The sequence below is a fragment of the Massilia endophytica genome (genome assembly GCF_021165955.1).
Taxonomy (GTDB): domain Bacteria; phylum Pseudomonadota; class Gammaproteobacteria; order Burkholderiales; family Burkholderiaceae_D; genus Rugamonas; species Rugamonas endophytica.
In genome coordinates this window covers 1071542-1096983 of record NZ_CP088952.1, presented here as the reverse complement: position 1 = coordinate 1096983, position 25442 = coordinate 1071542, and the positions used below count along the sequence as shown (strand labels likewise).

31 protein-coding genes and 1 tRNA gene are annotated in these 25442 nt (G+C 64.0%); 16 read left to right on the top strand and 16 right to left on the bottom strand.

The window, feature by feature from the left end:
- The first annotated feature begins 83 nt into the window (after window positions 1–83).
- The 3 genes from LSQ66_RS05070 to LSQ66_RS05060 all read left to right on the top strand — a co-directional run bounded on the left by LSQ66_RS05070 (window position 84) and on the right by LSQ66_RS05060 (window position 1565).
- A complete protein-coding gene (locus LSQ66_RS05070) occupies window positions 84–230 on the top strand; it encodes a lmo0937 family membrane protein (RefSeq protein ID WP_231770053.1) in 147 nt (48 codons plus the stop codon).
- A gap of 87 nt (window positions 231–317) precedes the next feature.
- Complete coding sequence (locus LSQ66_RS05065) at window positions 318–992, top strand: OmpA family protein (RefSeq protein ID WP_231768710.1); 675 nt, start codon at window positions 318–320, stop codon at window positions 990–992.
- A gap of 39 nt (window positions 993–1031) precedes the next feature.
- Entirely contained in the window at window positions 1032–1565 is a 534-nt protein-coding gene (locus tag LSQ66_RS05060) for a DUF3617 domain-containing protein (RefSeq protein ID WP_231768709.1), read from the top strand.
- Here LSQ66_RS05060 and LSQ66_RS05055 read toward each other — a convergent pair whose 3' ends face one another.
- Window positions 1566–2402, bottom strand: a complete 837-nt coding sequence (locus LSQ66_RS05055; RefSeq protein WP_231768708.1) for a branched-chain amino acid aminotransferase — start codon at window positions 2400–2402, stop codon at window positions 1566–1568. It lies immediately after the preceding gene.
- Window positions 2403–2461: 59 nt separating this feature from the next.
- Window positions 2462–3535 carry a porin gene (locus LSQ66_RS05050; RefSeq protein ID WP_231768707.1) on the bottom strand — a complete coding sequence of 358 codons (1074 nt, stop codon included), beginning with the start codon at window positions 3533–3535 and terminating at the stop codon, window positions 2462–2464.
- Between the two features lie 274 nt (window positions 3536–3809).
- Here LSQ66_RS05050 and cls point away from each other — a divergent pair, with 274 nt between their 5' ends.
- Both cls and LSQ66_RS05040 read left to right on the top strand, forming a co-directional pair.
- The gene (gene cls / locus LSQ66_RS05045; protein ID WP_231768706.1) at window positions 3810–5198 is read left to right on the top strand and encodes a cardiolipin synthase; all 1389 of its coding nucleotides are present in this window, start codon (window positions 3810–3812) and stop codon (window positions 5196–5198) included.
- 54 nt (window positions 5199–5252) lie between these two features.
- Window positions 5253–5576: a hypothetical protein gene (locus LSQ66_RS05040; protein ID WP_231768705.1), complete on the top strand. Its 324-nt coding sequence runs from the start codon at window positions 5253–5255 to the stop codon at window positions 5574–5576.
- Here the strand turns inward: LSQ66_RS05040 and LSQ66_RS05035 are convergent.
- The 3 genes from LSQ66_RS05035 to LSQ66_RS05025 are packed head-to-tail and all read right to left on the bottom strand — an operon-like array spanning window position 5573 to window position 8014.
- Window positions 5573–6388, bottom strand: a complete 816-nt coding sequence (locus LSQ66_RS05035) for a metallophosphoesterase family protein (RefSeq protein WP_231768704.1) — start codon at window positions 6386–6388, stop codon at window positions 5573–5575. The genes LSQ66_RS05040 and LSQ66_RS05035 overlap by 4 nt on opposite strands.
- Before the next feature lie 13 nt (window positions 6389–6401).
- A complete protein-coding gene (locus LSQ66_RS05030; RefSeq protein ID WP_407659623.1) occupies window positions 6402–7298 on the bottom strand; it encodes a diacylglycerol/lipid kinase family protein in 897 nt (298 codons plus the stop codon).
- Window positions 7298–8014, bottom strand: a complete 717-nt coding sequence (locus LSQ66_RS05025; protein WP_231768702.1) for a phosphatase PAP2 family protein — start codon at window positions 8012–8014, stop codon at window positions 7298–7300. The genes LSQ66_RS05030 and LSQ66_RS05025 overlap by 1 nt, the downstream gene beginning before the upstream one ends.
- A 137-nt stretch (window positions 8015–8151) precedes the next feature.
- Here LSQ66_RS05025 and LSQ66_RS05020 point away from each other — a divergent pair, with 137 nt between their 5' ends.
- Window positions 8152–8376 (top strand): hypothetical protein, encoded by a 225-nt coding sequence (locus LSQ66_RS05020; protein WP_231768701.1) that lies wholly within the window; start codon window positions 8152–8154, stop codon window positions 8374–8376.
- A 17-nt stretch (window positions 8377–8393) separates the two neighbouring features.
- Here the strand turns inward: LSQ66_RS05020 and LSQ66_RS05015 are convergent, their stop codons facing one another.
- On the bottom strand, window positions 8394–9290 hold the full coding sequence (locus tag LSQ66_RS05015; protein ID WP_231770052.1) for a LysR family transcriptional regulator: 897 nt from the start codon (window positions 9288–9290) through the stop codon (window positions 8394–8396).
- A gap of 98 nt (window positions 9291–9388) precedes the next feature.
- Between LSQ66_RS05015 and LSQ66_RS05010 the strand changes: the two genes are divergently transcribed.
- Entirely contained in the window at window positions 9389–10399 is a 1011-nt protein-coding gene (locus LSQ66_RS05010; protein WP_231768700.1) for a zinc-binding alcohol dehydrogenase family protein, read from the top strand.
- Here LSQ66_RS05010 and LSQ66_RS05005 read toward each other — a convergent pair.
- Window positions 10396–10959 carry a hypothetical protein gene (locus LSQ66_RS05005; RefSeq protein WP_231768699.1) on the bottom strand — a complete coding sequence of 188 codons (564 nt, stop codon included), beginning with the start codon at window positions 10957–10959 and terminating at the stop codon, window positions 10396–10398. The two genes, LSQ66_RS05010 and LSQ66_RS05005, sit on opposite strands and share 4 nt — an antisense overlap.
- A gap of 245 nt (window positions 10960–11204) precedes the next feature.
- Between LSQ66_RS05005 and LSQ66_RS05000 the strand changes: the two genes are divergently transcribed.
- The gene (locus LSQ66_RS05000) at window positions 11205–12338 is read left to right on the top strand and encodes a DUF2278 family protein (RefSeq protein ID WP_231768698.1); all 1134 of its coding nucleotides are present in this window, start codon (window positions 11205–11207) and stop codon (window positions 12336–12338) included.
- Here the strand turns inward: LSQ66_RS05000 and LSQ66_RS04995 are convergent, their stop codons facing one another.
- Complete coding sequence (locus LSQ66_RS04995; RefSeq protein WP_231768697.1) at window positions 12339–12740, bottom strand: hypothetical protein; 402 nt, start codon at window positions 12738–12740, stop codon at window positions 12339–12341.
- Between the two features lie 168 nt (window positions 12741–12908).
- Here LSQ66_RS04995 and LSQ66_RS04990 point away from each other — a divergent pair, with 168 nt between their 5' ends.
- From LSQ66_RS04990 to LSQ66_RS04980, 3 genes are all read left to right on the top strand, one after another.
- On the top strand, window positions 12909–13136 hold the full coding sequence (locus LSQ66_RS04990) for a hypothetical protein (RefSeq protein WP_231768696.1): 228 nt from the start codon (window positions 12909–12911) through the stop codon (window positions 13134–13136).
- 3 nt (window positions 13137–13139) lie between these two features.
- Complete coding sequence (locus LSQ66_RS04985) at window positions 13140–13532, top strand: hypothetical protein (protein WP_231768695.1); 393 nt, start codon at window positions 13140–13142, stop codon at window positions 13530–13532.
- Window positions 13533–13612: 80 nt separating this feature from the next.
- Window positions 13613–13795: a hypothetical protein gene (locus LSQ66_RS04980; protein ID WP_231768694.1), complete on the top strand. Its 183-nt coding sequence runs from the start codon at window positions 13613–13615 to the stop codon at window positions 13793–13795.
- A gap of 4 nt (window positions 13796–13799) precedes the next feature.
- Here LSQ66_RS04980 and LSQ66_RS04975 read toward each other — a convergent pair whose 3' ends face one another.
- The 3 genes from LSQ66_RS04975 to LSQ66_RS04965 all read right to left on the bottom strand — a co-directional run bounded on the left by LSQ66_RS04975 (window position 13800) and on the right by LSQ66_RS04965 (window position 17581).
- Complete coding sequence (locus LSQ66_RS04975; RefSeq protein ID WP_231768693.1) at window positions 13800–14606, bottom strand: hypothetical protein; 807 nt, start codon at window positions 14604–14606, stop codon at window positions 13800–13802.
- Window positions 14607–14671: 65 nt separating this feature from the next.
- Window positions 14672–15391, bottom strand: coding sequence for a hypothetical protein (locus LSQ66_RS04970; protein ID WP_231768692.1), 720 nt, complete (start codon window positions 15389–15391; stop codon window positions 14672–14674).
- Between the two features lie 63 nt (window positions 15392–15454).
- On the bottom strand, window positions 15455–17581 hold the full coding sequence (locus LSQ66_RS04965; RefSeq protein WP_231768691.1) for a TonB-dependent receptor: 2127 nt from the start codon (window positions 17579–17581) through the stop codon (window positions 15455–15457).
- A 90-nt stretch (window positions 17582–17671) separates the two neighbouring features.
- Between LSQ66_RS04965 and LSQ66_RS04960 the strand changes: the two genes are divergently transcribed.
- Window positions 17672–18883: a PepSY-associated TM helix domain-containing protein gene (locus LSQ66_RS04960; protein WP_231768690.1), complete on the top strand. Its 1212-nt coding sequence runs from the start codon at window positions 17672–17674 to the stop codon at window positions 18881–18883.
- Between the two features lie 88 nt (window positions 18884–18971).
- Here LSQ66_RS04960 and LSQ66_RS04955 read toward each other — a convergent pair whose 3' ends face one another.
- The 3 genes from LSQ66_RS04955 to LSQ66_RS04945 all read right to left on the bottom strand — a co-directional run bounded on the left by LSQ66_RS04955 (window position 18972) and on the right by LSQ66_RS04945 (window position 20834).
- Window positions 18972–19181 (bottom strand): cold-shock protein, encoded by a 210-nt coding sequence (locus LSQ66_RS04955; RefSeq protein ID WP_231768689.1) that lies wholly within the window; start codon window positions 19179–19181, stop codon window positions 18972–18974.
- 291 nt (window positions 19182–19472) lie between these two features.
- The gene (locus tag LSQ66_RS04950; protein WP_231768688.1) at window positions 19473–20201 is read right to left on the bottom strand and encodes a DNA-binding protein; all 729 of its coding nucleotides are present in this window, start codon (window positions 20199–20201) and stop codon (window positions 19473–19475) included.
- 147 nt (window positions 20202–20348) lie between these two features.
- Entirely contained in the window at window positions 20349–20834 is a 486-nt protein-coding gene (locus LSQ66_RS04945; protein ID WP_231768687.1) for a hypothetical protein, read from the bottom strand.
- 171 nt (window positions 20835–21005) lie between these two features.
- On the opposite strand from LSQ66_RS04945, the gene LSQ66_RS04940 reads away from it, so the two are divergent.
- Genes LSQ66_RS04940 through LSQ66_RS04930 form a run of 3 tightly spaced genes read left to right on the top strand, consistent with a single transcriptional unit; the run spans window position 21006 to window position 22343 of the window.
- The gene (locus tag LSQ66_RS04940; protein WP_231768686.1) at window positions 21006–21188 is read left to right on the top strand and encodes a type II toxin-antitoxin system HicA family toxin; all 183 of its coding nucleotides are present in this window, start codon (window positions 21006–21008) and stop codon (window positions 21186–21188) included.
- Between the two features lie 25 nt (window positions 21189–21213).
- Window positions 21214–21630 (top strand): type II toxin-antitoxin system HicB family antitoxin, encoded by a 417-nt coding sequence (locus tag LSQ66_RS04935; protein ID WP_231770051.1) that lies wholly within the window; start codon window positions 21214–21216, stop codon window positions 21628–21630.
- A gap of 38 nt (window positions 21631–21668) precedes the next feature.
- Window positions 21669–22343, top strand: coding sequence for an SOS response-associated peptidase (locus LSQ66_RS04930; RefSeq protein WP_231770050.1), 675 nt, complete (start codon window positions 21669–21671; stop codon window positions 22341–22343).
- Here the strand turns inward: LSQ66_RS04930 and LSQ66_RS04925 are convergent.
- Window positions 22307–23083: a hypothetical protein gene (locus tag LSQ66_RS04925; RefSeq protein ID WP_231768685.1), complete on the bottom strand. Its 777-nt coding sequence runs from the start codon at window positions 23081–23083 to the stop codon at window positions 22307–22309. The two genes, LSQ66_RS04930 and LSQ66_RS04925, sit on opposite strands and share 37 nt — an antisense overlap.
- A 78-nt stretch (window positions 23084–23161) precedes the next feature.
- On the opposite strand from LSQ66_RS04925, the gene LSQ66_RS04920 reads away from it, so the two are divergent.
- Window positions 23162–23251: transfer RNA gene (locus LSQ66_RS04920), tRNA-Ser, on the top strand.
- 50 nt (window positions 23252–23301) lie between these two features.
- Here LSQ66_RS04920 and LSQ66_RS04915 read toward each other — a convergent pair.
- Window positions 23302–25323 carry a putative bifunctional diguanylate cyclase/phosphodiesterase gene (locus tag LSQ66_RS04915; protein ID WP_231768684.1) on the bottom strand — a complete coding sequence of 674 codons (2022 nt, stop codon included), beginning with the start codon at window positions 25321–25323 and terminating at the stop codon, window positions 23302–23304.
- Window positions 25324–25442: the final 119 nt, after the last annotated feature.

Sequence of the window (25442 nt, the reverse complement as noted above, 5' to 3'; positions counted from 1 at the left end):
TCGAGGCGGCGCCGAAAATGGATTCCATGACGGCGCCGTTTTTCATCGCCGGCCATACAACCTGGAGAATGAGAGGACTCGATATGCTGTACACCATTGCTGTAGTACTGATTATTCTATGGCTGCTGGGCCTGGTGACTTCCTACACCGTCGGCGGCTTCATCCACATCCTGCTGGTTGTGGCCATCATCATGATCCTGCTGCGCCTGATCAGCGGACGCGGAGTTTAGCGACAGGAACAACGGGGACGGACCCCACGTTTTGCAGCGGTTTGCAAAACGTGGGGTCCGTCCCCTTTTAGCTTGGAGGTAACAATCATGTACGTTCTGAAAAAGATGACGGCGGGCGCGGTAGCGCTGGCCATGACGGTGGGCGCAACGGGCTGCGCCGACATGAACAGCACGCAGCGCGGCACGGCAACGGGCGCGGGCATCGGCGCCGGACTCGGCGCGATCCTGGGCGCGACGACCAGCGGCGGCGGCAGCGGGCGCACGGCGGGCGGCGCGGTGCTGGGCGCGGCGGCAGGCGCGGTGGTTGGCAATATCTGGTCCAAGCGCATGGAGCAGCAGAAGCAGGCCATGGAACAGGCCACGCGCGGCACCGGCGTGCAGGTGAGCCAGACGGGCGACAACCGCCTGCGCCTGGAGATCCCCAGCGATATCTCCTTCGATACGGACAGGGCGGACATCAAGCCCAATTTCCAGCCCATCCTGGACCGCTTCGCCAGCACGCTGCAGGACAACCCGGCGGCCAGCGTGACCATCATCGGCCACACGGACAGTACCGGCAGCGACCAGCACAACCAGGCGCTGTCGGTGGACCGCGCCTCGCATACCCGCGATTACCTCGCGGGCCGCGGCGTTTCGCCCACCCGCATCGTGGTGGAGGGACGGGGCGAGCGCGAGCCCGTCGCATCGAACGAGGACAATGCGGGACGCGCCCGGAACCGGCGCGTGGAAATTTTCGTGGCCGAGCCCGCACCGCGTAGCTGATGAGGTAGGATAATGCTCAGCTAACAACACGGAGACATCATGAAACCGCCAGTCCTCGCTCTCTGCGCCAGCGCCCTGCTGGCCGCCCTGCCCGCCTCCGCCCAGTCGCTCAAGCCGGGCCTGTGGGAAATGAAGACCAAGATCGCTTCGGCCAATCCCGAGACCATGCAGGCCCTGGCCATGGCGCAGAAGGAGATGGCGAACATGCCGCCCGAACAGCGCAAGATGATGGAGCAGATGATGGCGAAGAACGGCATGAGCCTGAACCTGGCCGACGGCGGCGGCGTGGCCATGAAGTTCTGCCTGACGAAGGAAATGGCGGAGAAGCAGGAGCTGCCGTCCGGCCAGGAAGGCGATTGCAAGACCACCCGCACGCCGGTGCCGGGCGGCCTGAACATTGCATTCAAGTGCAGCAAACCGCCATCGAGCGGCAGCGGCCAGATCATCTTCAACGGCAACACCGGCTATTCGATGCGCATGAACGTCGAAGGCGGCGGCAAGGCGGAGAACATGACGGTGGAAGGCAGCGGCCGCTGGCTGGCGGCCGACTGCGGCGCCGTCAAGGCGAAGTAATCAGTTCGCTTCCATGAAAGCGAAGTAAAGGTCGCGCGCGCGGGTGGCCACCGGGCCCACCGGCAGCGCGCGCCCTTCGTAGTTCACGCAGGGCGTGACCTTGCCGTAGTTCCCCGTATTGAAGATCTCCGACGCCGTGGCCAGCTCCCCGGGCTTCACGCTGCGCTCTTCCACCTCGATCCCGTCTTCCTTCAGCAGCTTGATGACGCGTGCGCGCGTGATCCCGGCCAGGAAGGTGCCGTTCAGCGCGGGCGTGACCACCTTCCCTTCCGCCGTCACGAAGAACAGGTTGGCGGAGGCGAATTCGGCCACGTTGCCTTCGCTGTCGCACACCACGGCATTGTCGTAGCCGCGCTCCTTGGCGTCGCGCAGGGCGCGCGTGGTGTTCGCGTACAGCGAGGAGGCCTTGGCATCGGTCGGCGCCATCAGCGAGGTGGGACGGCGCAGCTGCGACAGGCAGGCGCTGAAGCCGGTGAACGCGGGCATGGGCGCATCGAACAGGGTCAGGGCAAAGCCGCTCTTCTCCACCACGGGAATCAGCAGGCCTTCCGTCGCGAAGACAAGGGGACGGATATAGAGTTCGGCGTCCGCCGGGAACTTCGCCACGCCCTCGCGCACCAGGGCTTCCATCTCGTCCACGCCCAGCGGGCAGCGCATGCCCAGGCTGCTCGCCGAGCGGATCACGCGCTCAAGGTGGGGACGCAGGTCCGGCATATGGCCGCGCACCGAGCGCGCGCCGTCGAACACGGAGGAACCGAGCCAGACGCTGTGGTCCATGGCGCCGAAAATGGGGGTATTGCCTTCGCTCCAGGCGCCGTTGAAATAAGTAAGGTACATGCCGCCATCCTGCTAATTGTTGAGTAAGCCTCACAATGTAGCACAAGCAGCATAGGGCATCAGAAGGCGTGGCGCAGTCCCAGGTTGATGCCGCTGCGGCCGCGCCCCGCTTCGCTGAAATTGCCCACGGTGTAAGGCGCACCGTTTTCGCTGCGGATCTTCGCGTAGGCGGCGTACAGGGCCGTGCGCCTGGAGAGCGCATAGGTCATGCCGACGGCGAGCTGGTTGGCGTCCAGGTTGGCGGGCGTGCGGTCGTTCTTGCGGATATACGAGACCATGAAGGTGGCCGCGCCGCGCGGCACCGAGATGCCCACCAGCTGGTCATGGCTGCGCGTGGAGGGCGAAGAGAGCACCAGCGCGCCAATGGGATTGTTCTGGTCCCAGGGAGAGCTGCCGATGCCGCGGTTGATGCCGTAAGCCGCGAACACGGTGGCCGGGCCGAGGTTCGCGTTCGCCGCGACGAGCGTGTTGCGGGCCGAGAGATCGACCGGCGCGGTCGCACCCGCCGCCTCGATCAGGTTGTTCTTGCGCTGATACGCGATGCGCAGGTTGAACATGCCGCCTGCATAGCCGATCATGGCGCCGTAGCCGCGGTTGCGCGAACTGCTGAAGGTGGATTCGCCGAAGCTGTAGATGGCCGATCCAGTCACGCCGTGGAAGGGACGCGACTGGTACTTGATGGAATTGTCGTAGCGCTTGTAGCCGTTGCCGATCAGGTTCGTCGCCGTGCCCGCCGTGCCGCCGTTGAAGGGATCGGCCACGTTCACCAGGGCTTCGTACTGCAGGTTGTACTGGCGTCCCAGCGTGAGCACGCCCCAGCGGCTGTCCAGGCCCACGTAGGCCTGGCTGCCGAACAGGCGGTTCTCGTCGCTCTGGCCGGTATCGTTGCGCACGCCCGCTTCCAGGCGGTAGATGGCGGCGGTGTCGCCGTTCAAGGGCTCGCGTCCGGTCACGCCAAGGACCGAACCGGTGGAGACTCCGGGGGAGAGTTTGGTGCTGGGGCAAGCGCCCTGGCAATTGTGTTCCGACACAACGCCCGCATCCAGCACGCCGTAGATCTGCGTGGAGCTGCCGCTCTGCGCCCACACTGCCAGCGGACTCAGGCAGATGAGCGCCATCATCGGGGTTTTCATGATGCGTCTCTAGGTCAAGTCAACAATTTGCCGATGGGCTCGGCTGTGCCACCTTGCTTGCTTTTCCTAAAGCTAGGTTGCAGTTTATTGCTTGCGCTTGATTCATTCTGTGCGCAGACCCACAAAAAAAGCAAGTTATTACTCATCTATTCTTTGCTGCATCCGCAGCAGGCAGCGAGTCCTGCTGAGCGTTCGCTGGCGTACATAACTCCCCTTGCCGGAGGGTTAGACTGGTTTCACGGCCGACGGTGTGTCCGCCGCAGAAGGAGACCCCATGAAATATCGCAGCGCACAACACTGGCTGGCCGCCATCCTCATGGGATGGACCATGGCCGCCTGCGCCTCCCTGCCCGATGTGGACCCCAACAAGGCCAAGGTGCTGGCCACCGATGCGCCGCTGGTGAAGTCCGCCAACGGCGTGCTGCCGCCCAACCGCGCGGAGGCACTGCTCAAGAAGCGCTGGGCCAAAAACACGCTGGACCTGAAGGCGCAGGCCACGCTCGAAGAGGAGGCCACGGGCGTTCCCCTGATTGCTGGCAACACCGTCAAGCTGCTCTTCGACGGCCCCGCCACCATGGCCGAAATGATGAAGGCCATCGCGCAGGCGAAGAACCATATCAATTTCGAGACCTATATCTTCGACCAGGACGAACTGGGCGAAAAGTTCGCCAACCTCCTGATCCAAAAGCAGCGCGAAGGCGTCACCGTCAACGTAATCTATGACAGCGTGGGGACCATCGGAGTTCCGCAGGAATTCTTCGACCGCATGCGCCAGGGCGGCATCCGCCTCGTCGCCTTCAACCCGGTGAATCCGGCCAAGGTGCGCGGCAACGGCTGGAAGGTGAACAACCGCGACCACCGCAAGATGCTGATCGTCGATGGCCGTGTGGGCTTCACGGGCGGCATCAACATCAGCGACACCTATTCCAAAAGCTCGCCCTTCCGCTCCAAGACGCGCCCGCGCGACAAGTCCGACGTGGGCTGGCGCGATACGCACGTGAAGATCGAAGGCCCGGCGGTGCAGGCCATGCAGTGGCTCTTCATCCAGCATTGGGCCAACCAGGACGCGGAAGACCTGCGCGACGCCGACTACTTCCCGAAGCCCGTCGTGGCGGGAGACAAGGTGGTGCGCGTCCTGGGCAGCGAGCCAGGGGGAAAGTACGAGATCTACCGCGCCCTGCTGCTGGCGATCCAGGAGGCGAAGAAATCCATCCACATCACCTGCGCCTATTTCGTGCCGGACGACCAGACCTTGCAGGCCCTGATCGATGCCGCCAAGCGCGGGGTGGATGTGAAGCTTGTGCTGCCCAGCGTGTCGGACAGCGGCCTGGTTTTCCATGCGGGCCGCGCCTTCTACACGCAGCTGCTGGAAGCGGGCGTGAAGATCTATGAGCTGAAGCTGTCGGTGCTGCATGCGAAGACCGTGGTGATCGATGGCGTATGGTCGACTGTGGGCTCCACCAATATCGATACGCGCAGCTTCCTGCACAATGCGGAGATGAACGTGATTGTGATGGGCGACGCCTTCGGGCTGGAGATGGAGAACGCCTTCAAGGAAGACCTGCGCAACTCCAATGAGGTGACGCTGAAGGCCTGGAAGAACCGCGGCATCGGCACGCGCTTCAAGGAATTCATGGCGCGCTTCTGGGACTATTGGCTCTAGCACGATTGAGCGGCGTCAAACGCAGGGGTGGCCGGCGGCGGAGAATGGCCAATCATGGCCGACCACATGCCTCCGCTTGACAGCCCTCCCCCTCAGGAAGATGATCCCGCTATCAAAGCGCGTATAGCGCGGCTGGAGATTCTTGTGGAGCCCATTGCAAGCCGCCTCGACCGGATTGAGTCGCGATTCGATGCCAATTTCCGTATGTTGCTTGAGGAACTTAACGCACGCAGCGCTGAGTTGCGCGCCACGATCGACGCCCGGGCCGTCGAGCACCGGCGCGAGATGCTGATGCTCATCCGGTGGCTGCTCGGCATGCTTGGGGCGACCGTTATCGCTCTGTTCGGCCTGCTCGCGAAGGTCACAAATCTTTACTAGGCGCGCAAGGGCTCCCAGATGTCGCCTTCACGGCGGAAGGTTTCGACGTTGGCGATCCTGAATGCCGCCGCTTCGTCGGACCAGCTGTGGCGCTCCACCTGGATTTCGTCGTGCTCCACGCGCAGCACATTGAAGGAGTTCTGCTCGCCCCGGCCGCGCGTCGATGTCGCCGTCCCGGCCTGCACGACGAGCGCGGCGTAGCCGCTGATCTTGTAGCGCTTGGCGCTGCTGCCCGAGTGGCTGGCGTGCAGGTGCCCCGCCAGCAGCAGGTCCACGCCGCAGCGCGAGAAGGCTTCCATTGCCATCGGCGCGCGGTCGACGAGATCGTCCTCGTCGGCGTTCTCCGGCAGGTCGAAGGGATGGTGGGTGACGACAATGCGCGTGATCTCGGGGCGCAGGCCCGCGAGCCGGTCGTGCAGGCGGCCGATCTGCTCCTCGTTCACGCGGCCATCCTTGAAGGTGAGCGAACGCGCGGTGTTCAGGCCCATCACCGCGATCTCTTCATCCACATACTCGGGCGCGAGATTGGGCGTGATGTGGCGCCGGTATTTGGTAAGCGGCGTGAGGAAGCGCGCGGCGACGTTGTAAAGCGGGATGTCGTGATTCCCGGGCACTACGATCTGGGGCTGGGGCAGCGTGTCCAGGTAGGCCTTCGCCTCCTTGAACTGGGCGCTGCGCGCGCGCTGCGTGAGGTCGCCCGACACCACCACCACATCGGGCTTCTGCGCGGCGACCGTTTCCCGCAGGGGATCGAGCAGCTTGTAGTCGATACGGCCAAAATGAATGTCCGACAGATGCACGAGCGTTCGCATGATGTTCTCCTTGTTATGTCCGCGCGGGTACGAGCACGGCCAGCGCCGCCTTGCGGCTGCGGTAGCGCAGGGGCGGCGTCATCACCGTTACTTCGCCGTCGGTCGCCACGCGCAGGCGCTTGTGCCGCGTGTGGATTTCCATCTCCTCCGCCAGCAGCACGTCGAAGTCCCGCTGCTGGCGCAGCCTTCCACACAGGGCATGGAAGGCCAGCCGCACAAGGCCCAGGCGCGTGGGCCTTTGCGCGACATAGAGGCTCAACAAGCCCGCATCGAGGCGCGCGCGCTCGCCGATGCTGAAGCCTTCCATCGTGTATTCGTTATTGCCGATGAAGACGAAGGGCGTGCGCCGCGCGTGCCGGTCCCGGTTCACGTCCAGCCACACATTGAGGAAGGGATAGCGCCGCAGCGCGGCCAGCGCGGCCCAGCAGAAGGCGGGCCACTTGCCGCGCCCCAGCCGCCGCTGCTGGCGTTCCCGGTCGCGCACGATGTCCGGATACAGGCCCAGGCTGGAGTTGTTGAGGAAAATGCGCCCGTTCACTTCGCCCGCGTCCACGTTCTTCACCACGCCCTGCGAAATGGTGGCGACGGCCGCATCGAGATCCAGCGGAATCTTAAGGTCCTTTGCAAAGTGGTTCAGGGTCCCCAGGGGCAGCACGCCGAAACTTGCTGCGCTGTCCAGCAGTACCGAGGCCACGGCATTGATTGTGCCGTCGCCCCCGCCCGCCACGACGATGCCTGTGCCCTCTTCCAGCGCCGCCCGCGCAGCCGCCACCATCTCCTCGCCGCTGCGCGCCAGCGTGACGCGCGCCAGCAGCCCCGCGCGCTGGAACTTCCCTTCCAGCTGCCGCACCCAGTTCTCGTCGTAGCCCAGGCCCGCGCCTCCGTTCACGATGACGGCTGCTGCGCGCATCACTGCTCCTTGCGCGCGGCGCGGCGCCTGCGCAGCGACGAGATGGAAGTGATGCAGATCGTCAGCCATGCGGCGCTGCCGGCCACCGCGGCCATGGTGTCGCTGACGAAATGCACGCCGAGGTAGATGCGGCTCAGCGCCACGAGGCCCACCATCAGCACCGCGCCCGCCATGGCCGCCACGCGCACCCGCCAGCGGCGGCTGGTGACCACGATATAGCTGGCCAGCAGGCCATAGAAGAGCGTGGCGCCCGCCGTATGGCCGCTGGGGAAGCTGTAGGTGGCCAGCGTCAGCAGCGGTTCATCGAAGACGGGACGCTGCCGCTGGAAGGCATGCTTGAGCAGCACATTCACCACCATGCCGCCCGGCAGGGAGATCAGGAGCGCCAGCAGCCAGTATGGCGCGTTCCTGCGCCAGAACCACGCGGCGAGCAGGCAGCCCATCACCAGCACGCCGGGCACGCTGTGCCAATGGGTAATGACGAGCATGAAGCCGGTCATGGGTTCGAAGGCATGCACGTTGAACCAGTGCGCGACCAGATGGTCGATGCGCCAGATCGTGTCGCGCTCGACCATGTCTTCGGCGATTTCGGCGAACAGGGAGACCGCCCCCAGCAGCAGCACGATACCCGCCGTGAGGTGCAGGCCCAGCTCGCCGCCCGGGCTCAGCCGGGCCTCGATAAAGCGCAGCAGCTTGGCGTAGGCGATGCGGCTCATGGGCTTGGCGCAAAAACAACGATTAGTAAAAAAAGCTGATTTTTCATACAGGCCTGTGTTTTTGTACAGTAGTTGTGTTAAGCTCTTCCTTAATGCAGTTCAGAACAACGAATAACCCAACGCATGAAGGAATGATCATGGCAACTATCACCCCTGGTTTCGGCTCCCGCTTCGGCCTCGAATATGCTCCCATGTCCTTTTTGATCCGTATGGGCAAACGCGAAATGCTCGTTTGCCGCGATTTCCGCAAGCGCTTCTATGCAGTGAACCCCATCATCGAATGCGATACCGGCGTGCAGCCGGGCCATATCGAGGTGCTGCTGTTCGGCCGCTGGCTGTTGATCTTGTCAAAAGCGCACTAATTCATCTGTGCAGATTCTCACATGCGTTCGACTTCCGCTCTCAGGAAGTCGCGCAAGGCGATCACGGTGGGCGTGACCTGCATGCGGTGCATGCAAAGCAGATAGAGCGGCACCTCTTCACCCGCGATATCTGGCAGCAGCACCTGCAAGCGGCCGGCCTGAAGGTCGGCGGTCACGTCCAGGCGTGACTTGTAGGCGATGCCCTGGCCTGCGACTGCCCAGCGGCGCACCAGGTCCGCATCGTCCGCACTGCGGTTGCCTTCCACGGCAATCGTGCTGCTCCCGCCCTGGGCGGGGTAGAAAGTCCAGCGGTCGTGCGTTGCCTCATCCACCATGAAGCGCAGGCAGTTGTGCTTCTTCAGTTCTTCCAGCGTTTCCGGCTTGCCGTGGCGGGCGATATAAGCGCTTGAGGCCACCAGCACGCGGCGGTTGTCCGGCGCCACCGGCATGGCGATCAGGCTGGAATCGTCCTGCTTTCCGTAGCGCAGGGCGATATCCACCGGCTGCCGGTACATATCGGCCAGCCGGTCGCTGATGCTGATCTGGAAGGCCACGCGGGGATGCAGGGTCTGGAACCTGTCCAGCCATTCCAGGAACAGGTTGCGGCCTGCATCCGAAGGCATTGCGATCTTGAGCGTTCCGCCCAGCGTTTCCTGGTGCCGGGTGGCCGAACTGTGGCCCTCCTTCAGCAGGCGCAAGGCTTCCCGCGCGTGCGCCAGATAGCGTTCGCCCTCGTCCGTCAGGCGCAATGAGCGCGTGGTGCGGGCAAAAAGGCGCAAGGCCAAGGCCTCTTCCAGGCGCCGCAGGGCCGCGCTGGCCAGGGCAGGCGAGATATCGAGCGCCCGAGCGGCGGCCGAGAGGCTGCCGTGGTCGGCCGTAAAAACAAAGACTTCCAGATCATCCGTACGCAGCATCTTCTTCATTTCAGCGAAAGTGTTTCCTGGATTTTAGCCTTTCCCACGAGAGTCGCTTCGGGGAAGATGGCCATATCGAAAACATTCAGGAGCTGAAGATGAAAGCTGTCGCCTACCGCACCTCCCTGCCCATCGAGCACGAGGATTCCCTGATCGATATCGAGCTGCCTGCGCCCGAGGCCACGGGGCGCGACCTGCTGGTGGAGGTCAAGGCCGTGTCGGTCAATCCGGTGGACACCAAGATCCGCCGTTTCGTGAGTCCCGGCGACGCGCCACGCGTGCTGGGATGGGATGCCGCCGGCATCGTAAAAGCCGTCGGGCCGGACGCTACCCTGTTCAAGCCGGGCGACGAAGTCTGGTACGCTGGCGACCTGAACCGGCCCGGCAGCAACAGCGAGCTGCAGCTGGTGGACGAGCGCATTGTGGGCTACAAGCCGCGCAAGCTGGATTTCGCCCAGGCCGCCGCCCTTCCCCTCACCGCCATCACGGCCTGGGAACTGCTCTTCGAACGCCTGGAAGTAAGCCGCGACCGCAGCCTGCGCGGCAAATCGCTGTTGGTGACGGGAGCGGCGGGCGGCGTCGGCTCCATCCTCGTGCAGCTGGCGCGCCAGCTGACGGGCCTGACCGTGATCGGCACGGCTTCGCGCCCGGAGACCGCCGCCTGGATCCGGGAACTCGGCGCCCACCACGTCATCGACCACAGCAAGCCGCTGGGCGAGGAGTTCAGCCGCCTGGACCTGCCTCCCGTGAACTATATCGCCAGCCTGAACCAGAGCGAGACCCACTTCCCTGCCCTGGCCGAACTGATCGCGCCGCAGGGCAAGCTGGCCCTTATCGACGATCCCGCGGCCATCGACGTGCGCCTGCTCAAGCGCAAGAGCGTGTCGCTGCACTGGGAATTCATGTTCACCCGCTCCATGTTCCAGACGCCGGACATGCAGCAGCAGCACGCCCTGCTGAACGATGTGGCGCAGCTGGTGGACACAGGCGTGCTGAAGACAACGCTGGGAGAACGCTTCGGCGCCATCAACGCCGCGCAGCTGAAGCGGGCTCACGCGCTGATCGAAAGCCAGCGCGCCCGCGGCAAGATTGTTCTGGAAGGGTTTTAACTCGTTTGCAGCGCCGAACGCGCCTGGTGGGCGGCGGCGCTTGCGTCGGCGGCCTGCTGTTCGGCCTGCATCTGGCGCAGCAGGGCCAATGCCCGCCGGTCGTGGCTTTCCAGGGCCTGCTGCAGCCGCGTCGCCGTGTTGCAGCAGTCGTCCACCACGTCGGCGAAGCGCCGCTGCACGCGGTCCAGCAGCCAGGAGCGGTAGCCCGCCGATGCGAAGAGGCGGGCCACGTCGTCGCACAGCTCGCGCAGGGAGAGGATGGTGCGCTTGGTCGCTTCGATGTCGTCGCGCATGCCCCGGTCCAGGTCGATCATCTCGAATTTTGCCTTTTCGCTGGCGGCCAGTTCCTCCACGGTGCGCAGCCAGCGGCTGATGCGCTCGCCGATGCGCGCCAGCCGCATCGACTTCCCGGACATCATCATGCAGTAGTTCAGGCAGAGCAGCGAAACGGGCAGGCGCGCCAGCACGGCAGGCAGGCCGGCGCGGCGCAGCCAGTCCTCCATCCGCTTGATCTTCCGCAGCATCCCGCTGAGTCCGGCAATGATCGGATCATGGCGCATGGCTAGTCCTCCCTCCGAACAGGCCGCAAGGCGCGGCGCAATGCTACCAGTATAGGGAGGGCAGCCGAATTCGGCTCTCATCCGCGTTTGACACAGCTTAAAAAACGACGCTCTTCCGTTTCGCGGTGGCTAGCAAAACGCTAGGAATGTTAATACAAAGCAATGAAAAAACCGGACAATTTTGCTGAGGAAGCCAGCCCGAGGCCGGTGCTACTGTTGCCCCTCCCAATTCAGAGGAGGATCCGATGTCAACCCGCAAGCTGCTGCACACCTTACTCTTCGGCACCGCCGCCCTGTCCGCCGCCGCGCAGGCCGCACTGCCCACTTACGGCTACGTGACCGGCAATTTCGTGGCCGGCTCCAACTACCTGGAACCGCTCGATGTGCAAGGCAAGTTCCTGCACTACCACTTCAAGATCGAAACCGCGCCGGGCATCCTCTACGAGGCCGTGATCGACGTGAAGAACGGCCACCTGTATCCCTTCCCGCAGCGCGTGGTCGACATCAAGACGCCCGAACTGTACACCCCCGTGCTCGGTTCGACGAACGGCTACCACGCCATCAGCATGACCAGCGCCGGCGGCAACCCGGCCCAGGGCGCCATGGACTACATCCGCCACCCGGGCCTGCTGCAGGACATGCGCTCGGCCTGGCAGTACATCAAGGCCACGCCGACGGCGGACCCGAACGTGTACACCATGCCCCAGTGGGATCAGCTCTTCAACGGCGTGGTGAAGATCTATGCCTTCGGCCAGCCCTATTCGAGCGGCTACGGCGTGCACGTGGTGCACCAGAACCAGGCGGACAAGAAGTCGCAGTTCTACGGCTCGAACGGCCTGTACCAGGACGGCGCGGTGATCTTCGAATACGCCAACGGCGACCGCAAGATCCTGCTGACCCGCTTCGCCGACCAGCCGGGCGACCTGGGCCAGGGCGATTTCAGCTACGAGTCCGATCCGGACGGCAGCGGCCCGCTGCGCATCGGCGTCAACCGCAACCCGACGGTCGTGAGCACCTATTGCGACCAGACCATGGGCGGCGGCGAATCGGTGCTGCCGGGCTTCGAATCCTGCACCTTCGGTCCCTTTGCCGCCTCCCAGATCGAGGTGGAGACCACGCGTCCCGGCGCCTATGCCTCGGAGATCTACTTCGGCACGCAGGACGGCCCTCCCACCTCGCTGACGGGGGAGCAGCCGCAGGCGGCATCGATGCAGTCTGCCCGCCTGGGCGCGCAGACGAGCGCCTACGTCGCGGAGGCGAAGAACTACCGCCGTTCCTATACCAAGGCCGCGAACGGGGTGTCGACCAATTACTACGTCTACATTCCGATGAATTCGGATGGCTCCGCCACCAACGTCACCATCCGCTACGTGCCCTGATCAATCCTTCCTGGCCGCGCCCGCAATGGCCTGGCCCAGCTTCTCGCCGTGCGGGCCGGCGCTGGTCTCCGGCAGGCTGCCTACCCGGCGGGCGCTGTCGGACTGCTGGTCGAGGTTGACCTCCTCGGCCACGTTGAAGCGGCCGTCCTTCTCTTCCTGGTCCGCGGGCAGCAGGCCCTCCGAACGGACCTGCCCGCCTGCGGGCTCGCCGAGGTTACCGCCCACGTCGTCCAGGCCCTGGCCCATCGACTTCGCGGCGCCCTCGGGCGGGGGCGAGTTGTAATCCGCCCCATGCGGCACGCGCTCGCCCACGATCTTTTTCTCGTCCTGCTGCGGCACCTGGTCCGGCAGATGGGTGTGGATCGGCGGCTGGTCCGCCCGCTGTTGGTTATCGTTGCGCATGATGCCTCCTCGTATGCTGTATTCCGGAAGCTTCATGCTAGCGGAACTGCATTTTGGGCAGCACAGCATTGCCTCGCGTAATCCTCCCGCTTACAAATTCGCTATAACTCTGCCCAGGCTGGCCGTGGTATCTTGCGCCACTTTTCATAACTTTAGGAAAAAGTAAAAATGGCATACAAAACCTTGGCATTCGCAGCTTTTTCGGCTCTGATCCTGTCGGCCTGCGCCGCCCCGGAAAAGAGCTCCCTCGAGATGGCCCTGAAAGAGGAAACCTACACCCCGACCGGAACCCTGATCCCCCGAAAAAAGGTCGAACGTGACGGAAAGATGAATGTTGTCAGCGGAGACGAGGTCCAGCGCGTTCTGGACAATACAACCACTGCACTTCGCCAATAAACCATGAGCCCTCTCTCCCGTTTCCGCAGCACCGCTGCTTTCCTCGCCCTCGCCGCCGCCCTTGCGGGCTGCGCCGTGAGCCGCGAGGATTTCCGCGCCAATCCCCAGGCGGCCAGCAACTATGAGATCTGCAAGGCGCTGCAGGGAGAGGAGGCGGCAGTCGACCGCCGCTTCGTCAGCGACCTGAATTCCGAGCTGCTGGACCGGCGCGTCAGTCCGGCCGCCTGCGGACAGATCGTCAAGGAACGGGAGGAGACCATTGCGCTGGCCGTGATGGCCGGCGCAGTCGTGGCGGCCGCCGCGGTAGCCGACGACGAAGACGACCGCGATCACCGCCATCGCAAGCCGCGCCGCGACTGCTTTGTGAAGGACGGCAAACGCTACTGCCGCCAGTAAGGGCGATCTTGCATTTGTGTTAAGGAGCGCACAACAGCGCTCCGGCAGATGAACTAAGCTTCTCTCAAAGGAGGCCTGCCATGTTCAAGATCAAGAAAGCCTATTCGCGCAGCGACGTCATGACCGAGCTGCTGGTGAACCGGGCCCTGGCCATTCAGGGCAGCACCGGCCTGAAGGAAGCCCACCGCTTCCTCACGCGCCACCGCATCAAGGCCCAGGTGATCAAGCGAGTCCTGTCCAGCCCCAACGAGCGGCGCGCATGATGGTTTACTGCGCGAAGAGCTTGGTCATCGAATTGAGGACCAGCTTCGCGTAGTCCTCGTGCCCCTCGAAGGCCTGCACGAGATTCGCGGTGAAATCGTCCACATTATCGACCGGAACGGCGAAGCGGCTCTCCTCGCCCTTGGCCTTGATGACCAGCACATAGAGCGTTCCCGGGTCGAAGATGAAATGGGCGGCTGCCTTCTGCGGCCCCGCCTCCAGCGTCCAGATTCCATAATTCTTCCCCGCCTGCTTGGCCGTGGTGGCGTAGTCCTTGCGCCACCAGTCCAGCAGCCAGCGCGTATGCCCCGTGCGCGAGCCCACTTTCTGCTCCGCCCGCGCGAGGAAGTCGAACCACTTGCTTTCGATGTCCCCGCCCCATTCGCTGCGGATGGCGAGCGGATGGAAGCCCAGGCGCTCGGGCGATACCGTCACATAGGCCTTGTCCAGGGCCGAGAGAATGTCCCAGTCCTCGGGCGTGTAGGTATTGGCCGAAGCGGCGACGGCGGGCGCCAGGCCCAGCTCCACCGAGGATTCGGCAGGATAGTCGTCCGCCGCGGGATCGTTCTCGACCATCCTGGCCGGCGCGGTGCGCAGGCGCGCATTGTGCAGGCCCGCAAGCAGCGTATCGTGTCCGGGCTCGGCGGGGCGGGACTGGCGGGCAATGCTGCTGGCCAGGTCGCCGGCGAGCTGGGCGTTGTCCACGAGCTTGTCCACGATCAGCCGGGCGGCGGCCAGCTCCTGGGGTTTGCTGGCGTCGAAATCCAGGCCGACCACGTCCTTCACGGCCCTGCACAGGACGTCTGTTGGCACTGTTTGGGTTTCAAGACTCATGCTCGCCTCGCTGAAAACTCCGCTCCGGACCGATTGTACGCGCCTTAGCGCCGGGCATCGAAACGCTGGCTGAAGCCGCTTGCCGTGGGCGCGTCCATATGGAAGTACTGGTCCGTATGGCGGCGCCGGAACAGCGATATCGGCCCGTTGTCGATGCCCACCTGGCGCATGCCGCAGCGCTGGACATAAAACTCCTGGAGCTTCTCGCCGCCGTGCGGGTCCGCGTGCAGCAGGGTGTCCCCGCTGCCGCCCGCATCGAAACCGCTCTGCACGGCGCAATCGAGGAGCGCGCTCGCCACGCCCTTCACCGGCACGGCGCCAAGCACATCGGTGTAGAAAGCCTTGGGCGCATCGGCCAGATACCAGGCAAAGGAACGCTGCGCCGCCTGCCGCTCCACTGTGCTCTGGAACTGCGGCACCACGGTCAGCATGCCGATGGGGATTTCGCGCCCTTCCACCGTGGCCACCGTCACGGCCATGGCGAGGGCCGGGCCGGAAGCGTTGCCTGGGACATAGGTGGCGGCGTTGTGCAAAAGCGCAAGGGCGTAGTTGAAGCCCCAGTCCCAGCCCACGTCGGCGCGCGCGTCGCCGGGGGCGATGCCGCTGTGCCAGTGGCGGAAGTTGGCGTTGATGATGGGCTGGACCAGCGAGTGCCAGACATTGACATGGTCCCATGTCATGCGGCGCACCTCGACCAGCACGTCTTCCGTGCCGGCCTCGGCAAAAGGCAGGGTCTTGATCGGTCTCTTCAGGGCGGCGTCCATGGCTCTCACTCCGGAAGCGTTACCTCCGTATGATGCCTGAACCCCGCCCCGGGGGGCACGACATTAGAAACTGCGGACCAGGCTCACCGACAGGGTACGGCCGCGCCCCGCGAAATACGATACCGGGTCCTTGTAGCTGGCCGACTGCGGGTAGTAGCCCACGTACTGGCGGTCCGTCAGGTTCTCGATGCCCACGCCCAGCTTGCCCCATGGGGAGTCCCAGCTGTTGGCAATGTCCACCAGCGTATAGCCGCGGAAGTGCTCTTCCAGGTTGGAGGTGCCCACGGTGCGGCCGATATTGATGTCGCGGTCGTTCAGCCTGGTCGCCTGCAGGCGCAGGTTCGCCTTCGGCATCCACTGCCAGTTGGCGCCTGCCACGAGCTTGTCCGGGCCTTGCGAGCGCGCGCCCAGGGCCACATCCATCGGCGCGCCGGCCGTGGTGGCCGTCTTGCCCATGGTACGCGCATAGCTGCCGAAGGCGGAGAGCTGCTTCGAAGCGCGCAGTTCGCCCGAGACCTCCCAGCCGCGCACGCGGGTCGGCACGCGGTCCAGCACGCCGATACCGGCGGAGTTGATGCGCAGCGCCGTGCCCAGCTTGGAACGCGAGTCGTAGAAGGAGGCGCCCACATTGCCCATGGCGCCGCGCCAGTTCACGCCCACCTCGTTGTTGCGGGTGACGACTGGCTCCATGTCGAACAGCTTTTCCACGGACTGGTTGGGCTTGTTCACGCCGCGCAGCACCAGGCCCACGTCGGGCAATCCGAAGCCTTCGGCGCTGGACACGAAGGCCGACCAGTTCGGGCTGAAGCGCCACACGGCGCCGATGTTCTTCACGGCCTTGGTGAAGGAGCGCTCGCCGCCCTGCACCACGCGGCTGCCATAGGCGGCCAGTGTGGTGTAGGTATCCACGCGCAGCTCCGCGTCTTCGCGGCGCACGCCGCCGCGCACCGTCAGCGGGCCGATTTCGTATTCGAGCTGGGTGAACGGCGCCAGGGACTTGAAGTCCAGCGTCGGCACCCAGGTGCGGCCGGTGCCCGCCAGATGCTGCTTGGTGCGGTCGCGCAGCAGGTCCATGCCCGCGGTGAATTCCAGGCCGTCGATCACGGTGTTGGGACGTACATAGGTCAGCTTGGCGCCATATTTGTCGGCCACCACTTCGGACTGGTCGTACAGCGTACCGGCCGGGGCGATGCGCACGTCCTGGAAGGTGGCCGTATTGGTCGCGCCGTACAGCGAGGCGAAGTCCTGCTTGAACAGCTGGGCGTTGAAGCTGCCGCCGAACAGGCTGTTGTGGCGGTATTCCAGGCTCTTGGTTTCCACCTTGTTGCGCGGCGGCTTGCCCGGCGGCGTGCCCGGCGTGGCGCTGGTGGGCGTGCCGGCGGCGAAGTTGGCGGGGACGGGCTTGTAGTCGCCATCGCCTTCCATGCGGAAGCGGTTCACCGTGAGCTGCAGGCGCTGGTCGCCGAAGTTCTTGCCCAGCTTGAAGAACAGGTCGCTGCCTTCGGAATCCATGGTGTCGCCCTGCACCGCCTCGATGCCCAGCACGCGGCCCTTGCCGTCGTAGCCGATACCGCGCTGCTGGATGCTGCCGAAGGCCAGCAGGTCGAAGTCGCCGGACTTGTGCTGCAGGGTGTAGCCCGTTTTCCAGTCCAGGCTGTCGTGCCGCAGCTGGGACGACATGCGCACATTGATGCTGTGGCTCGTGCCCTCCGCCTTCGGCGACTTGCTGATGTAGTTGACGATGCCGCCTGTGGCGCCCATGCCCTGCATGGCGGAGGCGCCGTTGATCACTTCCACACGCTCGATGATGGCGCTGTCGGCGATATAGCCTTCGCGCATGCCCGCGCGCAGCGGGTTCGATTGCGGCACGCCGTCCAACAGGATGAGGGTGCTGCGGCCGCGCAGCGACTCGCCGGTGGAGCTCATTTTCTGGCGGCTTGGCGCATAGCCGGGAATATAGGTGGCCAGGGCCTGCGACGGGTCGTCAGCCAGCAGGTACTGGGTTTCCAGCTCGCGCTGCGAGATCACGCTCACCGCGCCCGGAATCTTGTCCACGCTCTTGGAGTTGCGGGTTGCCGTCACGACGACTTCACTCATCGGTTCCTCGCTGCTTTGCGCTACCGCAGCCGTGCCGGAAAGGGCCAGGCAGGCCAGCGCTACTGCGCGGGTGAGGGGATGCAACGTCGTCATGCAATAACTCCTGTTCAGGCCAAAAAAGAACGGCAATGATAATCATTATCATTTATAATTTCAATTACTTTTATGACTGAACCTTCATAAATGCTGACCGGTCTGCTGCGTGCGCGCCTGCGCGATATCCATCTCTACGTGTCCCTCATCTTCGGCACGCTCTTCGTCCTGGCGGGCCTGACGGGTGCCGCCCTGGCCTGGGACCACGAGCTCGACGCCGCCCTGAACCCCACCCTCCTCCACTCGCGCGCCCCGCAAGGCGCGGCGGATATCGCCCCCTCTCCGGCCCAGGTGCAGGCCGCGGTGGAGCGCCTTTCTCAGGACAAGGAATATGGCCGGCCCAGCCAGCTGATGCTCCCCTTTGAAGCCGACGACGTGTATGTGGCCTGGTATCGCCAGCCCGCCAAGGACAAAGGCCGCTTCGATACCGACGTTTCGCGCCAGGTCATGCTGGACCGCTACACTCTGCAGGTGCTGGGCGAGCGCAACTACGGGGAATTCGGCCTGTCCCGCCCCCTGCTGATGCCTACCCTCTTCCATCTGCACCGCTACCTGCTGGCGGGCGAGTTCGGCAAAACCCTCATCGGCATCAGCGGCCTGCTGCTGACGATTACGTCGCTGCTTGGGCTCTGCCTGTGGTGGCCGAAATCGACCTGGTCCTCGCTGCGCAAGTCGCTGACCGTGGCCGGCGACTGGAAAAGCCGCCGCTTCCACTACAGCTTCCACCGCTCGGCGGGCTTCTTCATGACACCGATACTGGCGGTACTGGGCTTCACCGGCATGGCCATGAACCTGCCGGACTGGGTGCGGCCCGTGGTGGGCGCCGTGTCGGTGCTGCAGCCCAATGACAAGGTGGCGAACGAAGCGGCACAGGGACGCAAGCCGATCGGCGTGGCAGCGGCGATGCAGGCGGCGCAGCAGCGCGTTCCGGCCGGGCGCATTTCGCGCGTGGCCCTGGGATCGGCCAAGGCGCCTTACGAGATCCGCCTGCGCCAGCCGGGCGAAGTGCGCAAGGGCGACGGCCTCACGCGTGTCAGCGTCGACGCCTTCAGCGGCGCCGTGTTGCGCGTGCGCGACCCGTTGACGGCGCCCTCCGGCGATACCTTCTTCAACTGGCAGTTCCCCCTGCACACGGGCGAGGCCTTCGGCCTGCCGGGACGCGTGCTCGTCTCCGTCAGCGGGTTGATGCCGCTGCTGTTCATGATTACTGGCCTCGTGCTGTGGCTTGGCCGCCGCGCCATCCATCGCCGGGCGCTGGCCACGGCGCCGCGGTCCGGCCTGCCGAACAAGGCGGCCGCCTAGACTGTCTGCGGACAAAAAAAAGCCCGCACATGGCGGGCTTGACGTACAAGAGCCGTACCGCGCGCTCTGCGCGGTAGTCCCTGGAACCTTAAATGGCGCGAATATTGCTCGCCTTTTCGCCTTTGGGGCTAGGGGTCCGCTCGAAGCTCACGCGCTGGTTCTCCGCCAGGCTCTTGAAGCCCTGGGACTGGATGTCCTGGAAGTGCGCGAACAGGTCTGCGCCGCCCGCGTCAGGGGTAATGAAGCCGAAGCCTTTGGAATCGTTGAACCATTTCACGGTGCCGGTTTGGGTAGTCATGCTGATATTTCCTTTAAAGATACGATAGGGCATAGCCCGGAACGCACTTGCGACCAAGAGATGAAACCGCGGAGATCAGACAGGAATGGCTCCGGCAGGAGCAAGACGGGAAAGAAACCAACAATGACGAGGACTTGATGTAGTGCAGAACCCACTATACAGGTCCGGGCCCCGAACACCTAATCAATTCGGACTATTTTTTCGAGCGTTGCGCCGATCCGTCAGTCCGCACCCCAGCGCAAGGCTGGAGTGCACGACAAAGCGCGTGGCGGGCGGTTACCCGCCGCTGTATCAGGCTTTGACGCCTGCCGCCTTGCGGCGGTCGTTGTAGCAGGATTCGAGCTGGGCGCGCAGTTCCTTGGCTTCGGCTTCGAAGTTGTCGCGCGCCGTGATAGCGCCCACCAGCTCCATTTCCGCAGCGAGGCGCTTGTCGGACTCGGCCGCCGAGGCCGCCACGTTGCGTTCCAGCTGGGCACGCAGTTCGGCCAGCTGGTTGTCCTTGCCGTCGATAGCAAGCTGGTCCTTCGCTTTGCTGACCAGGGCGTCGCTGGCGATCTGGCGCGCGTTGCGCAGCTCGGCCGTGAGGCGTTCGATCTGCTCGATGCGGTCGTCCAGGGCGGAATTCAGGTCGGCGATCTGCTCGCGCAGCTCGTCGCGCTCAGCTTCCAGCTGCTCGCCCGACTTGGCCAGGGCTTCCAGGTCCAGCTCGGCCTGGGCCAGGGACTGGCGCGAACCTGCGCCGGACTCTTCCGCGTAGCGCTTCACCCAGTCGCTCATGGCGGACATCAGCGAGTCCGGCATCTCCACCTTGGGCAGCTCGAAGGGCTTGGCATTGCTTGCGCGCCAGGTCCCCAGGTGTTTGTGGATCTCGGTCACCGAACCGGAGCCCAGGATTTCGCTCACGGCTTCGATGGTCACCTTCTTGCCGTCGTCCTGCAGACGCTCGGCAGCATCCGCAACGTCGTCAAAAGCGACTTCCTGGGACGCGATTTCCGTTTCCTGTTGGGTTTGGGTTGTCATTATCGATACTTCACATCAAGTGCAAGGAAGATCAACACGATACAGGACGAACTTCCCTCACAGCAAGAGGTGTATGCGGGAAGTGAGTCCATCGGGCTTCAGCTGTTGTAAATGCGAATTCAGTCGCCCCTGTAACTTAACAGGAAGTCACTTTCTTGCCAGCTCCCTGCGCGCCAGCAGGACCAGGCAGAGGCCCACGCACAGCATGTGGCTGACAATCACATTGAAAGCAACCCAAGGCCAGTCCAGTCTGAACGGCATGGCGTTCGACAGCGGTACGACCACCCCATTCATCAGCGCATAGATGGTCAGGCCGGTAAGGCAAGCTGTGAGCAGCGGCGTGCCCAGAAGACCGGGACGCGCGCGCACCAGCGCGGCAAACACGGCCGCCATCCCACAGGCGATAGCCCAGTGCAGCCCTGCCCCAAGCAAGGCAGTAGCGATGCCGCCGCTGAACGCCTCCCTTCCCAGCAAGCCCGCAGCCACGCTTTGGAAGATACGGGCAGGCGCCACATCCTTGAACACAGACCAGTACACGAGCGCACTGCCGATATCCAGGACGGCGATGATCGTGCCCCACCGGAGAATTTGCGCGGCCCTCATGCCACCGTAGAACCTCTGTTGAATTCGCATCGTTGCTTCCGCCCCAATTTCAGTGCCCCATTCTGGCATTCTTCTTGAGCAAAAGCATCAACTTCACCGCGCCGCCCCCGGAAAATTGTGCTTAAACAGAGCTCGTTTTGGTACACACTCTTACACACTTTTGAAGTCGGATGTGTATGATTACACAAGGCGAAGAACGTTATGGATTCCGCCAAGCTCATCCAAATACTCCTTGATGCGGGTTGGCGGCAGGTTCGGCAGCGCGGCAGCCATGTCACCCTTAAGCATCCGCTGACTCACAAGCTCTGCACGGTTCCTCATCCTAAAAAGGACCTGCCGACTGGGACGGTGAAGAGTATTTTGAAAAATGCCGGTCTGAAATGAATTTCAGCTGAATTGAGGAGGCATGATGGAACTGCCTGTAGTGATACACAAGGACGATGCCAGCGTATACGGGGTCACGGTCCCCGATATCGAGGGATGCTATTCCTGGGGCGAGTCCATAGAGGCGGCGCTGAGGAATACGAAGGACGCAGTTCAATCTCATGTTGAGGCAATGATTGACGAAGGGATAGCGGTAAATATTGTCCCATCCAGAATCGATGACCTCATTCAAATGGAAGAGTTAGCGGGCGGTATCTGGGCCTTGATCGACCTTGATCCCATGACGCTCGATTCGAAACCCGAACGGATTAATGTCAGCATTCCCCGCTTTGTACTGGCGAAGATCGACCAGTATGCAAGCGCACGCAGCGAGACTCGCAGCGGGTTCCTGGCGCGCGCCGCATTGCAGTTGATTCGTACCGAGAAGGCAGGTGCGGGTTGAGAGAGGTGTCCTGGTCAGTGGTGGGTTAAGATTTGTTCATGTGTGGACGCTTCGACCAAAACGATATCTCGCGAATGCTCGACGACTTCGGCTGGGTGGACGAGATCCTGCGGCGCGGGCAGGCCGAGCCCTGCTGGAACGTCGCGCCCACCATGCGGCGTGCGATCCTGTTCGTGGAAGGCGCAGCCCTGGTCATGGACGACAAGTACTGGGGATACCGGCCGCAGTGGGCGCTGGCGAAGGGCCTGCCAATCGCAAACCATGCGCGCCGGGACAAGCTGCTGAAAGGCTACTGGAGCGGGCTGCTGAAGCGCGGGCGTGTCATCGTGCCTGCCGATGGCTGGTACGAATGGACCGGGCCCAGGAACGACAGGCAGCCATGGCATATTCACCGCCAGGACCGGCGGCCTCTCTATATGGCCGGGGTGGCCTGCTTCGGTCCGGAGGGAGCCGAACCGGCGAGCACGGGCTTTGCGCTCGTTACCGACGATGCCCAGGGCGGCCTGCTCGACGTGCATGGCCGCAGGCCTGTCGTATTCACCGCCGAGGACGCGGCGACCTGGCTGGATCCGGCCACGCCGCCCGAACTGGCCGAGCAATTGGCGCGCGAGCTTGCCCTGGGGCCGGAAGCGTTCGAATGGTATCGCGTCGGCCGAGCCGTCAACAGCAGCCGCAATCAGGGCGAACAGCTCGCACTGAGGCTGGAGGATTGACCGGCGGCTGCCGGAGTCCTGCCACGGTATGCGAAGTATTCAGCCAGCACCTTGCCTGCGCGCCCGCTGACGGGAATCAGGCTATCAAGCAGGCCAGCGGCCTCATATCGCATCAGTCCGTAAAAGCGCGCCGGAACGTCATGCAGGCGCGGATGGCCATTCCATCCGCTGATGTCGGATGGTTCCGGCAGCACCGAGGCCCACCTGGGCTCGAGCGCATCGATCTCCCGGGGCGTCCATCCATCCGGGCGCTTGCGCTTGGTGCCTGTCACCAGTGCCCGCAGATTCAGCGCCGCCAGCAAGGGCTGCAACTCTCCCCGACTCTCCGGGTGATCGGCATCCGTGATAACGCGAAGTACGGCCTGGCCCGGAACCATGTGCTCGTGCGTGAACAGCTCCCACTGCTTGAGGTTGCCGATTGTGCGTCTCTTCGAGGTGGCGAGCGATGCCTTGATATGTCCGGCAGTACCTTTGGTAATAAAGTCCACCGTTGCCGGGTAGTCAGCCGACTCGCCCGCGTGCCTGATGAGGTGGCCGGCCAGATTCATCTGCTCGCGGGTCCATGGGCCTTCTACCCAGTTGGGGCTGCCACGGCGTGCCGTTCGTTTGCGCTCCTCTTTGGGAAACTCCCACCAGGCGCCAGCCAGATCTTTACGCAACAGCTCCAGGTGGCTGGCGCAAAGCCCTGCCTGGCCGTCATGGTTGAATTCCTGCCGGAATAATTTGAGTACGTCCTGCATGCTCCAGTCCTGCTCACGTTGTGCTTGGCCAAATGATACTGGTCAGGGCGGGCTGTTTCGGTATAATGCAGCACCCGAGGAAGCGTGGCCGAGTGGTTGAAGGCAGCAGTCTTGAAAACTGCCGACGGTTAATCCCGTTCGTGAGTTCGAATCTCACCGCTTCCGCCAAACATTCAGACGAGCGCCGCAAGGCGCTTTTTTATTTCCACCCCGCCAGTTCAGGCAGGCGTCCAGTTTTCCTTGAGCGCGCGCTCGAACTCGGCGGCAGGTAGCGGCTGGGAGAAGAGGTAGCCCTGCACTTCGTCGCAGCCGGAGCGGCGCAGGAAGGCCAGTTGCTCCACCGTTTCCACGCCTTCGGCAATCACCTTGTGCTTGAGCTGCTGGGCGATGCTGATGATGGTGCTGGCGATAGCGCAGTCGTTGGCGTCCGCCGGAATGCCGGTGGTGAAGGAGCGGTCGATCTTGAGCGTGTCGATGGGGAAGCGCTTCAGGTAGGACAGCGAGGAGTAGCCGGTGCCGAAATCGTCCAGCGAGAGCGTGACGCCCAGCGCGGTGATGCGGTCCATGATGCCGATGACGCGGTCGATATTGGTCATCAGCGTGCTCTCGGTGATCTCCAGTTCCAGCCACGAGGGTTCCAGGCCGTAGCGGCGCAGGGTGTCCTTGACGCGCGTGGGCAGGGTCGAGGTGAATTCGCGTGCCGACACGTTCACGGCCAGGCGGATCGGAGGCAGGCCCGCCATCTTCCAGGCCTGGGCCTGGGCGCACGCCGCTTCGAGCACCCATTCGCCCACCTGCACCACCAGTCCCGTGGATTCGGCCAGCGGAATGAATTCGGCCGGGGGAATCAGGCCGCGCTCGGGGTGCCGCCAGCGCACCAGCGCTTCGGCGCCGATGATCTGGCCGTCCTCGATGGAGAACTTGGGCTGGTAGTGCAGCTGGAGCTGGCCGTTGCCCAGCGCCTGCCGCAGGCCCGATTCGATGCGCATGCGTTCCTGCATGCCCTGGTTCATGTCCTGGCTGTAGAAGGCGACATGCTCGCCATCCGGCCCGCCCACCTTGGCGCGGTACATGGCGATGTCCGCCAGGCGCAGCAAGGTCTCGCCGTCCGCGCCGTCCTGCGGGTAGACGCTGATGCCGATGCTGGCGTCCACGCGCAGGTCGTTGCCGTCGATGAGGAAGGGTTCGTTCAGCACGGCCAGCAGCTTTTGCGCCACCATGCTCGCTTCGTAGTGCTGGCTGATGTCGAAGAGGCCGACCGCGAATTCGTCGCCGCCCAGGCGCGCCACGATATCCTGCTCGCGCAGGGCAAGGCGGAAGCGGCGCGCGACTTCGCGCAGCAGCTCGTCGCCCGCGGCGCGGCCGAGGGTGTCGTTGATCAGCTTGAAGCGGTTGAGGTCCACGAAGAGGATGCAGCCCAGCATGCGGCTGCGCTGGGCCACGCTCAGGGCCTGGTCCACCAGCTTGGTCAGCAGGCTGCGGTTGGGCAGGCTGGTGAGCGCGTCGTAGTAAGCCAGATGGTGGATGCGCTCTTCGGCCGCCTTGCGCTCGGTGATGTCGGTGATATAGGCGATGAGGCCGATGGAGCGGTCTTCACGGTCGCACAGCGGCGAGAGCGAGAGGCTGGCCCAGAAGACTTCGCCGTTCTTTTTCTTGCGCCGCACTTCCATCAGGCGCGCGCCCTGCTCGAGGATGTTGTCGCTGAAGCTGGTGTCTTCGTCGTCGTAGAGGAAGAGCACATTGCGGCCCACCGCTTCCACCGCCGTATAGCCGAACAGGCGCTCGGCGCCCTTGTTCCAGCTGGTGATGATGCCGTTCAGGTCCATGGTCATCACGGACTCGTGGATCTGGTCCAGAATCTGCGACTGGTGCTGCAGCTGCGCTTCCACCTGCACGTAGGCGTGGGTGGTGCGCTGCGCCACCATGTGCACCTGCATGACGCTGCCCGCCAGGCTGGCCAGGCTGGCGAGGTGCTGGCGTTCGGTGTCCGAATAATTCTCGCGCCCGCCCACTTCGAAACGGCCGAAGTAGACGTCCTCGAAGAAGATCTCCTGCTGCAGGCCGCTGGCGGCGCGGGGCGATGCGTCATGGCGTGGCACGAAGCGGCCCCACAGGCTGTGCGTGACTTCGCGCGCGATGCGGCCCAGCTCTTCGCTCAGGGCCGGACCACGCAGGCGCAGCACGGCATCGCACAGGGCGGCGCTGCTGTTCAGGAAGTCGGAAGCGGGACGGTTCTGCATGTCTCGGGCGTAGCTTTTTGCGCGCAATCGTGGTTCAAGTATAACGGAAGGCAACCCTATTGGCGCAGGGCAACACACCGAAACGTTTCAGCAGAGCAATACGTGTTATTGCCAGGATG

Coding starts and splice junctions, on each gene's coding strand:
- LSQ66_RS05070 (WP_231770053.1), top strand. CDS start 84: ATGCTGTACACCATTGCTGTAGTACTGATTATTCTATGGCTGCTGGGC.
- LSQ66_RS05065 (WP_231768710.1), top strand. CDS start 318: ATGTACGTTCTGAAAAAGATGACGGCGGGCGCGGTAGCGCTGGCCATG.
- LSQ66_RS05060 (WP_231768709.1), top strand. CDS start 1,032: ATGAAACCGCCAGTCCTCGCTCTCTGCGCCAGCGCCCTGCTGGCCGCC.
- LSQ66_RS05055 (WP_231768708.1), bottom strand. CDS start 2,402: ATGTACCTTACTTATTTCAACGGCGCCTGGAGCGAAGGCAATACCCCC.
- LSQ66_RS05050 (WP_231768707.1), bottom strand. CDS start 3,535: ATGAAAACCCCGATGATGGCGCTCATCTGCCTGAGTCCGCTGGCAGTG.
- cls (WP_231768706.1), top strand. CDS start 3,810: ATGAAATATCGCAGCGCACAACACTGGCTGGCCGCCATCCTCATGGGA.
- LSQ66_RS05040 (WP_231768705.1), top strand. CDS start 5,253: ATGGCCGACCACATGCCTCCGCTTGACAGCCCTCCCCCTCAGGAAGAT.
- LSQ66_RS05035 (WP_231768704.1), bottom strand. CDS start 6,388: ATGCGAACGCTCGTGCATCTGTCGGACATTCATTTTGGCCGTATCGAC.
- LSQ66_RS05030 (WP_407659623.1), bottom strand. CDS start 7,298: ATGCGCGCAGCAGCCGTCATCGTGAACGGAGGCGCGGGCCTGGGCTAC.
- LSQ66_RS05025 (WP_231768702.1), bottom strand. CDS start 8,014: ATGAGCCGCATCGCCTACGCCAAGCTGCTGCGCTTTATCGAGGCCCGG.
- LSQ66_RS05020 (WP_231768701.1), top strand. CDS start 8,152: ATGGCAACTATCACCCCTGGTTTCGGCTCCCGCTTCGGCCTCGAATAT.
- LSQ66_RS05015 (WP_231770052.1), bottom strand. CDS start 9,290: ATGCTGCGTACGGATGATCTGGAAGTCTTTGTTTTTACGGCCGACCAC.
- LSQ66_RS05010 (WP_231768700.1), top strand. CDS start 9,389: ATGAAAGCTGTCGCCTACCGCACCTCCCTGCCCATCGAGCACGAGGAT.
- LSQ66_RS05005 (WP_231768699.1), bottom strand. CDS start 10,959: ATGCGCCATGATCCGATCATTGCCGGACTCAGCGGGATGCTGCGGAAG.
- LSQ66_RS05000 (WP_231768698.1), top strand. CDS start 11,205: ATGTCAACCCGCAAGCTGCTGCACACCTTACTCTTCGGCACCGCCGCC.
- LSQ66_RS04995 (WP_231768697.1), bottom strand. CDS start 12,740: ATGCGCAACGATAACCAACAGCGGGCGGACCAGCCGCCGATCCACACC.
- LSQ66_RS04990 (WP_231768696.1), top strand. CDS start 12,909: ATGGCATACAAAACCTTGGCATTCGCAGCTTTTTCGGCTCTGATCCTG.
- LSQ66_RS04985 (WP_231768695.1), top strand. CDS start 13,140: ATGAGCCCTCTCTCCCGTTTCCGCAGCACCGCTGCTTTCCTCGCCCTC.
- LSQ66_RS04980 (WP_231768694.1), top strand. CDS start 13,613: ATGTTCAAGATCAAGAAAGCCTATTCGCGCAGCGACGTCATGACCGAG.
- LSQ66_RS04970 (WP_231768692.1), bottom strand. CDS start 15,391: ATGGACGCCGCCCTGAAGAGACCGATCAAGACCCTGCCTTTTGCCGAG.
- LSQ66_RS04965 (WP_231768691.1), bottom strand. CDS start 17,581: ATGACGACGTTGCATCCCCTCACCCGCGCAGTAGCGCTGGCCTGCCTG.
- LSQ66_RS04960 (WP_231768690.1), top strand. CDS start 17,672: ATGCTGACCGGTCTGCTGCGTGCGCGCCTGCGCGATATCCATCTCTAC.
- LSQ66_RS04955 (WP_231768689.1), bottom strand. CDS start 19,181: ATGACTACCCAAACCGGCACCGTGAAATGGTTCAACGATTCCAAAGGC.
- LSQ66_RS04950 (WP_231768688.1), bottom strand. CDS start 20,201: ATGACAACCCAAACCCAACAGGAAACGGAAATCGCGTCCCAGGAAGTC.
- LSQ66_RS04945 (WP_231768687.1), bottom strand. CDS start 20,834: ATGCGAATTCAACAGAGGTTCTACGGTGGCATGAGGGCCGCGCAAATT.
- LSQ66_RS04940 (WP_231768686.1), top strand. CDS start 21,006: ATGGATTCCGCCAAGCTCATCCAAATACTCCTTGATGCGGGTTGGCGG.
- LSQ66_RS04935 (WP_231770051.1), top strand. CDS start 21,214: ATGGAACTGCCTGTAGTGATACACAAGGACGATGCCAGCGTATACGGG.
- LSQ66_RS04930 (WP_231770050.1), top strand. CDS start 21,669: ATGTGTGGACGCTTCGACCAAAACGATATCTCGCGAATGCTCGACGAC.
- LSQ66_RS04925 (WP_231768685.1), bottom strand. CDS start 23,083: ATGCAGGACGTACTCAAATTATTCCGGCAGGAATTCAACCATGACGGC.
- LSQ66_RS04915 (WP_231768684.1), bottom strand. CDS start 25,323: ATGCAGAACCGTCCCGCTTCCGACTTCCTGAACAGCAGCGCCGCCCTG.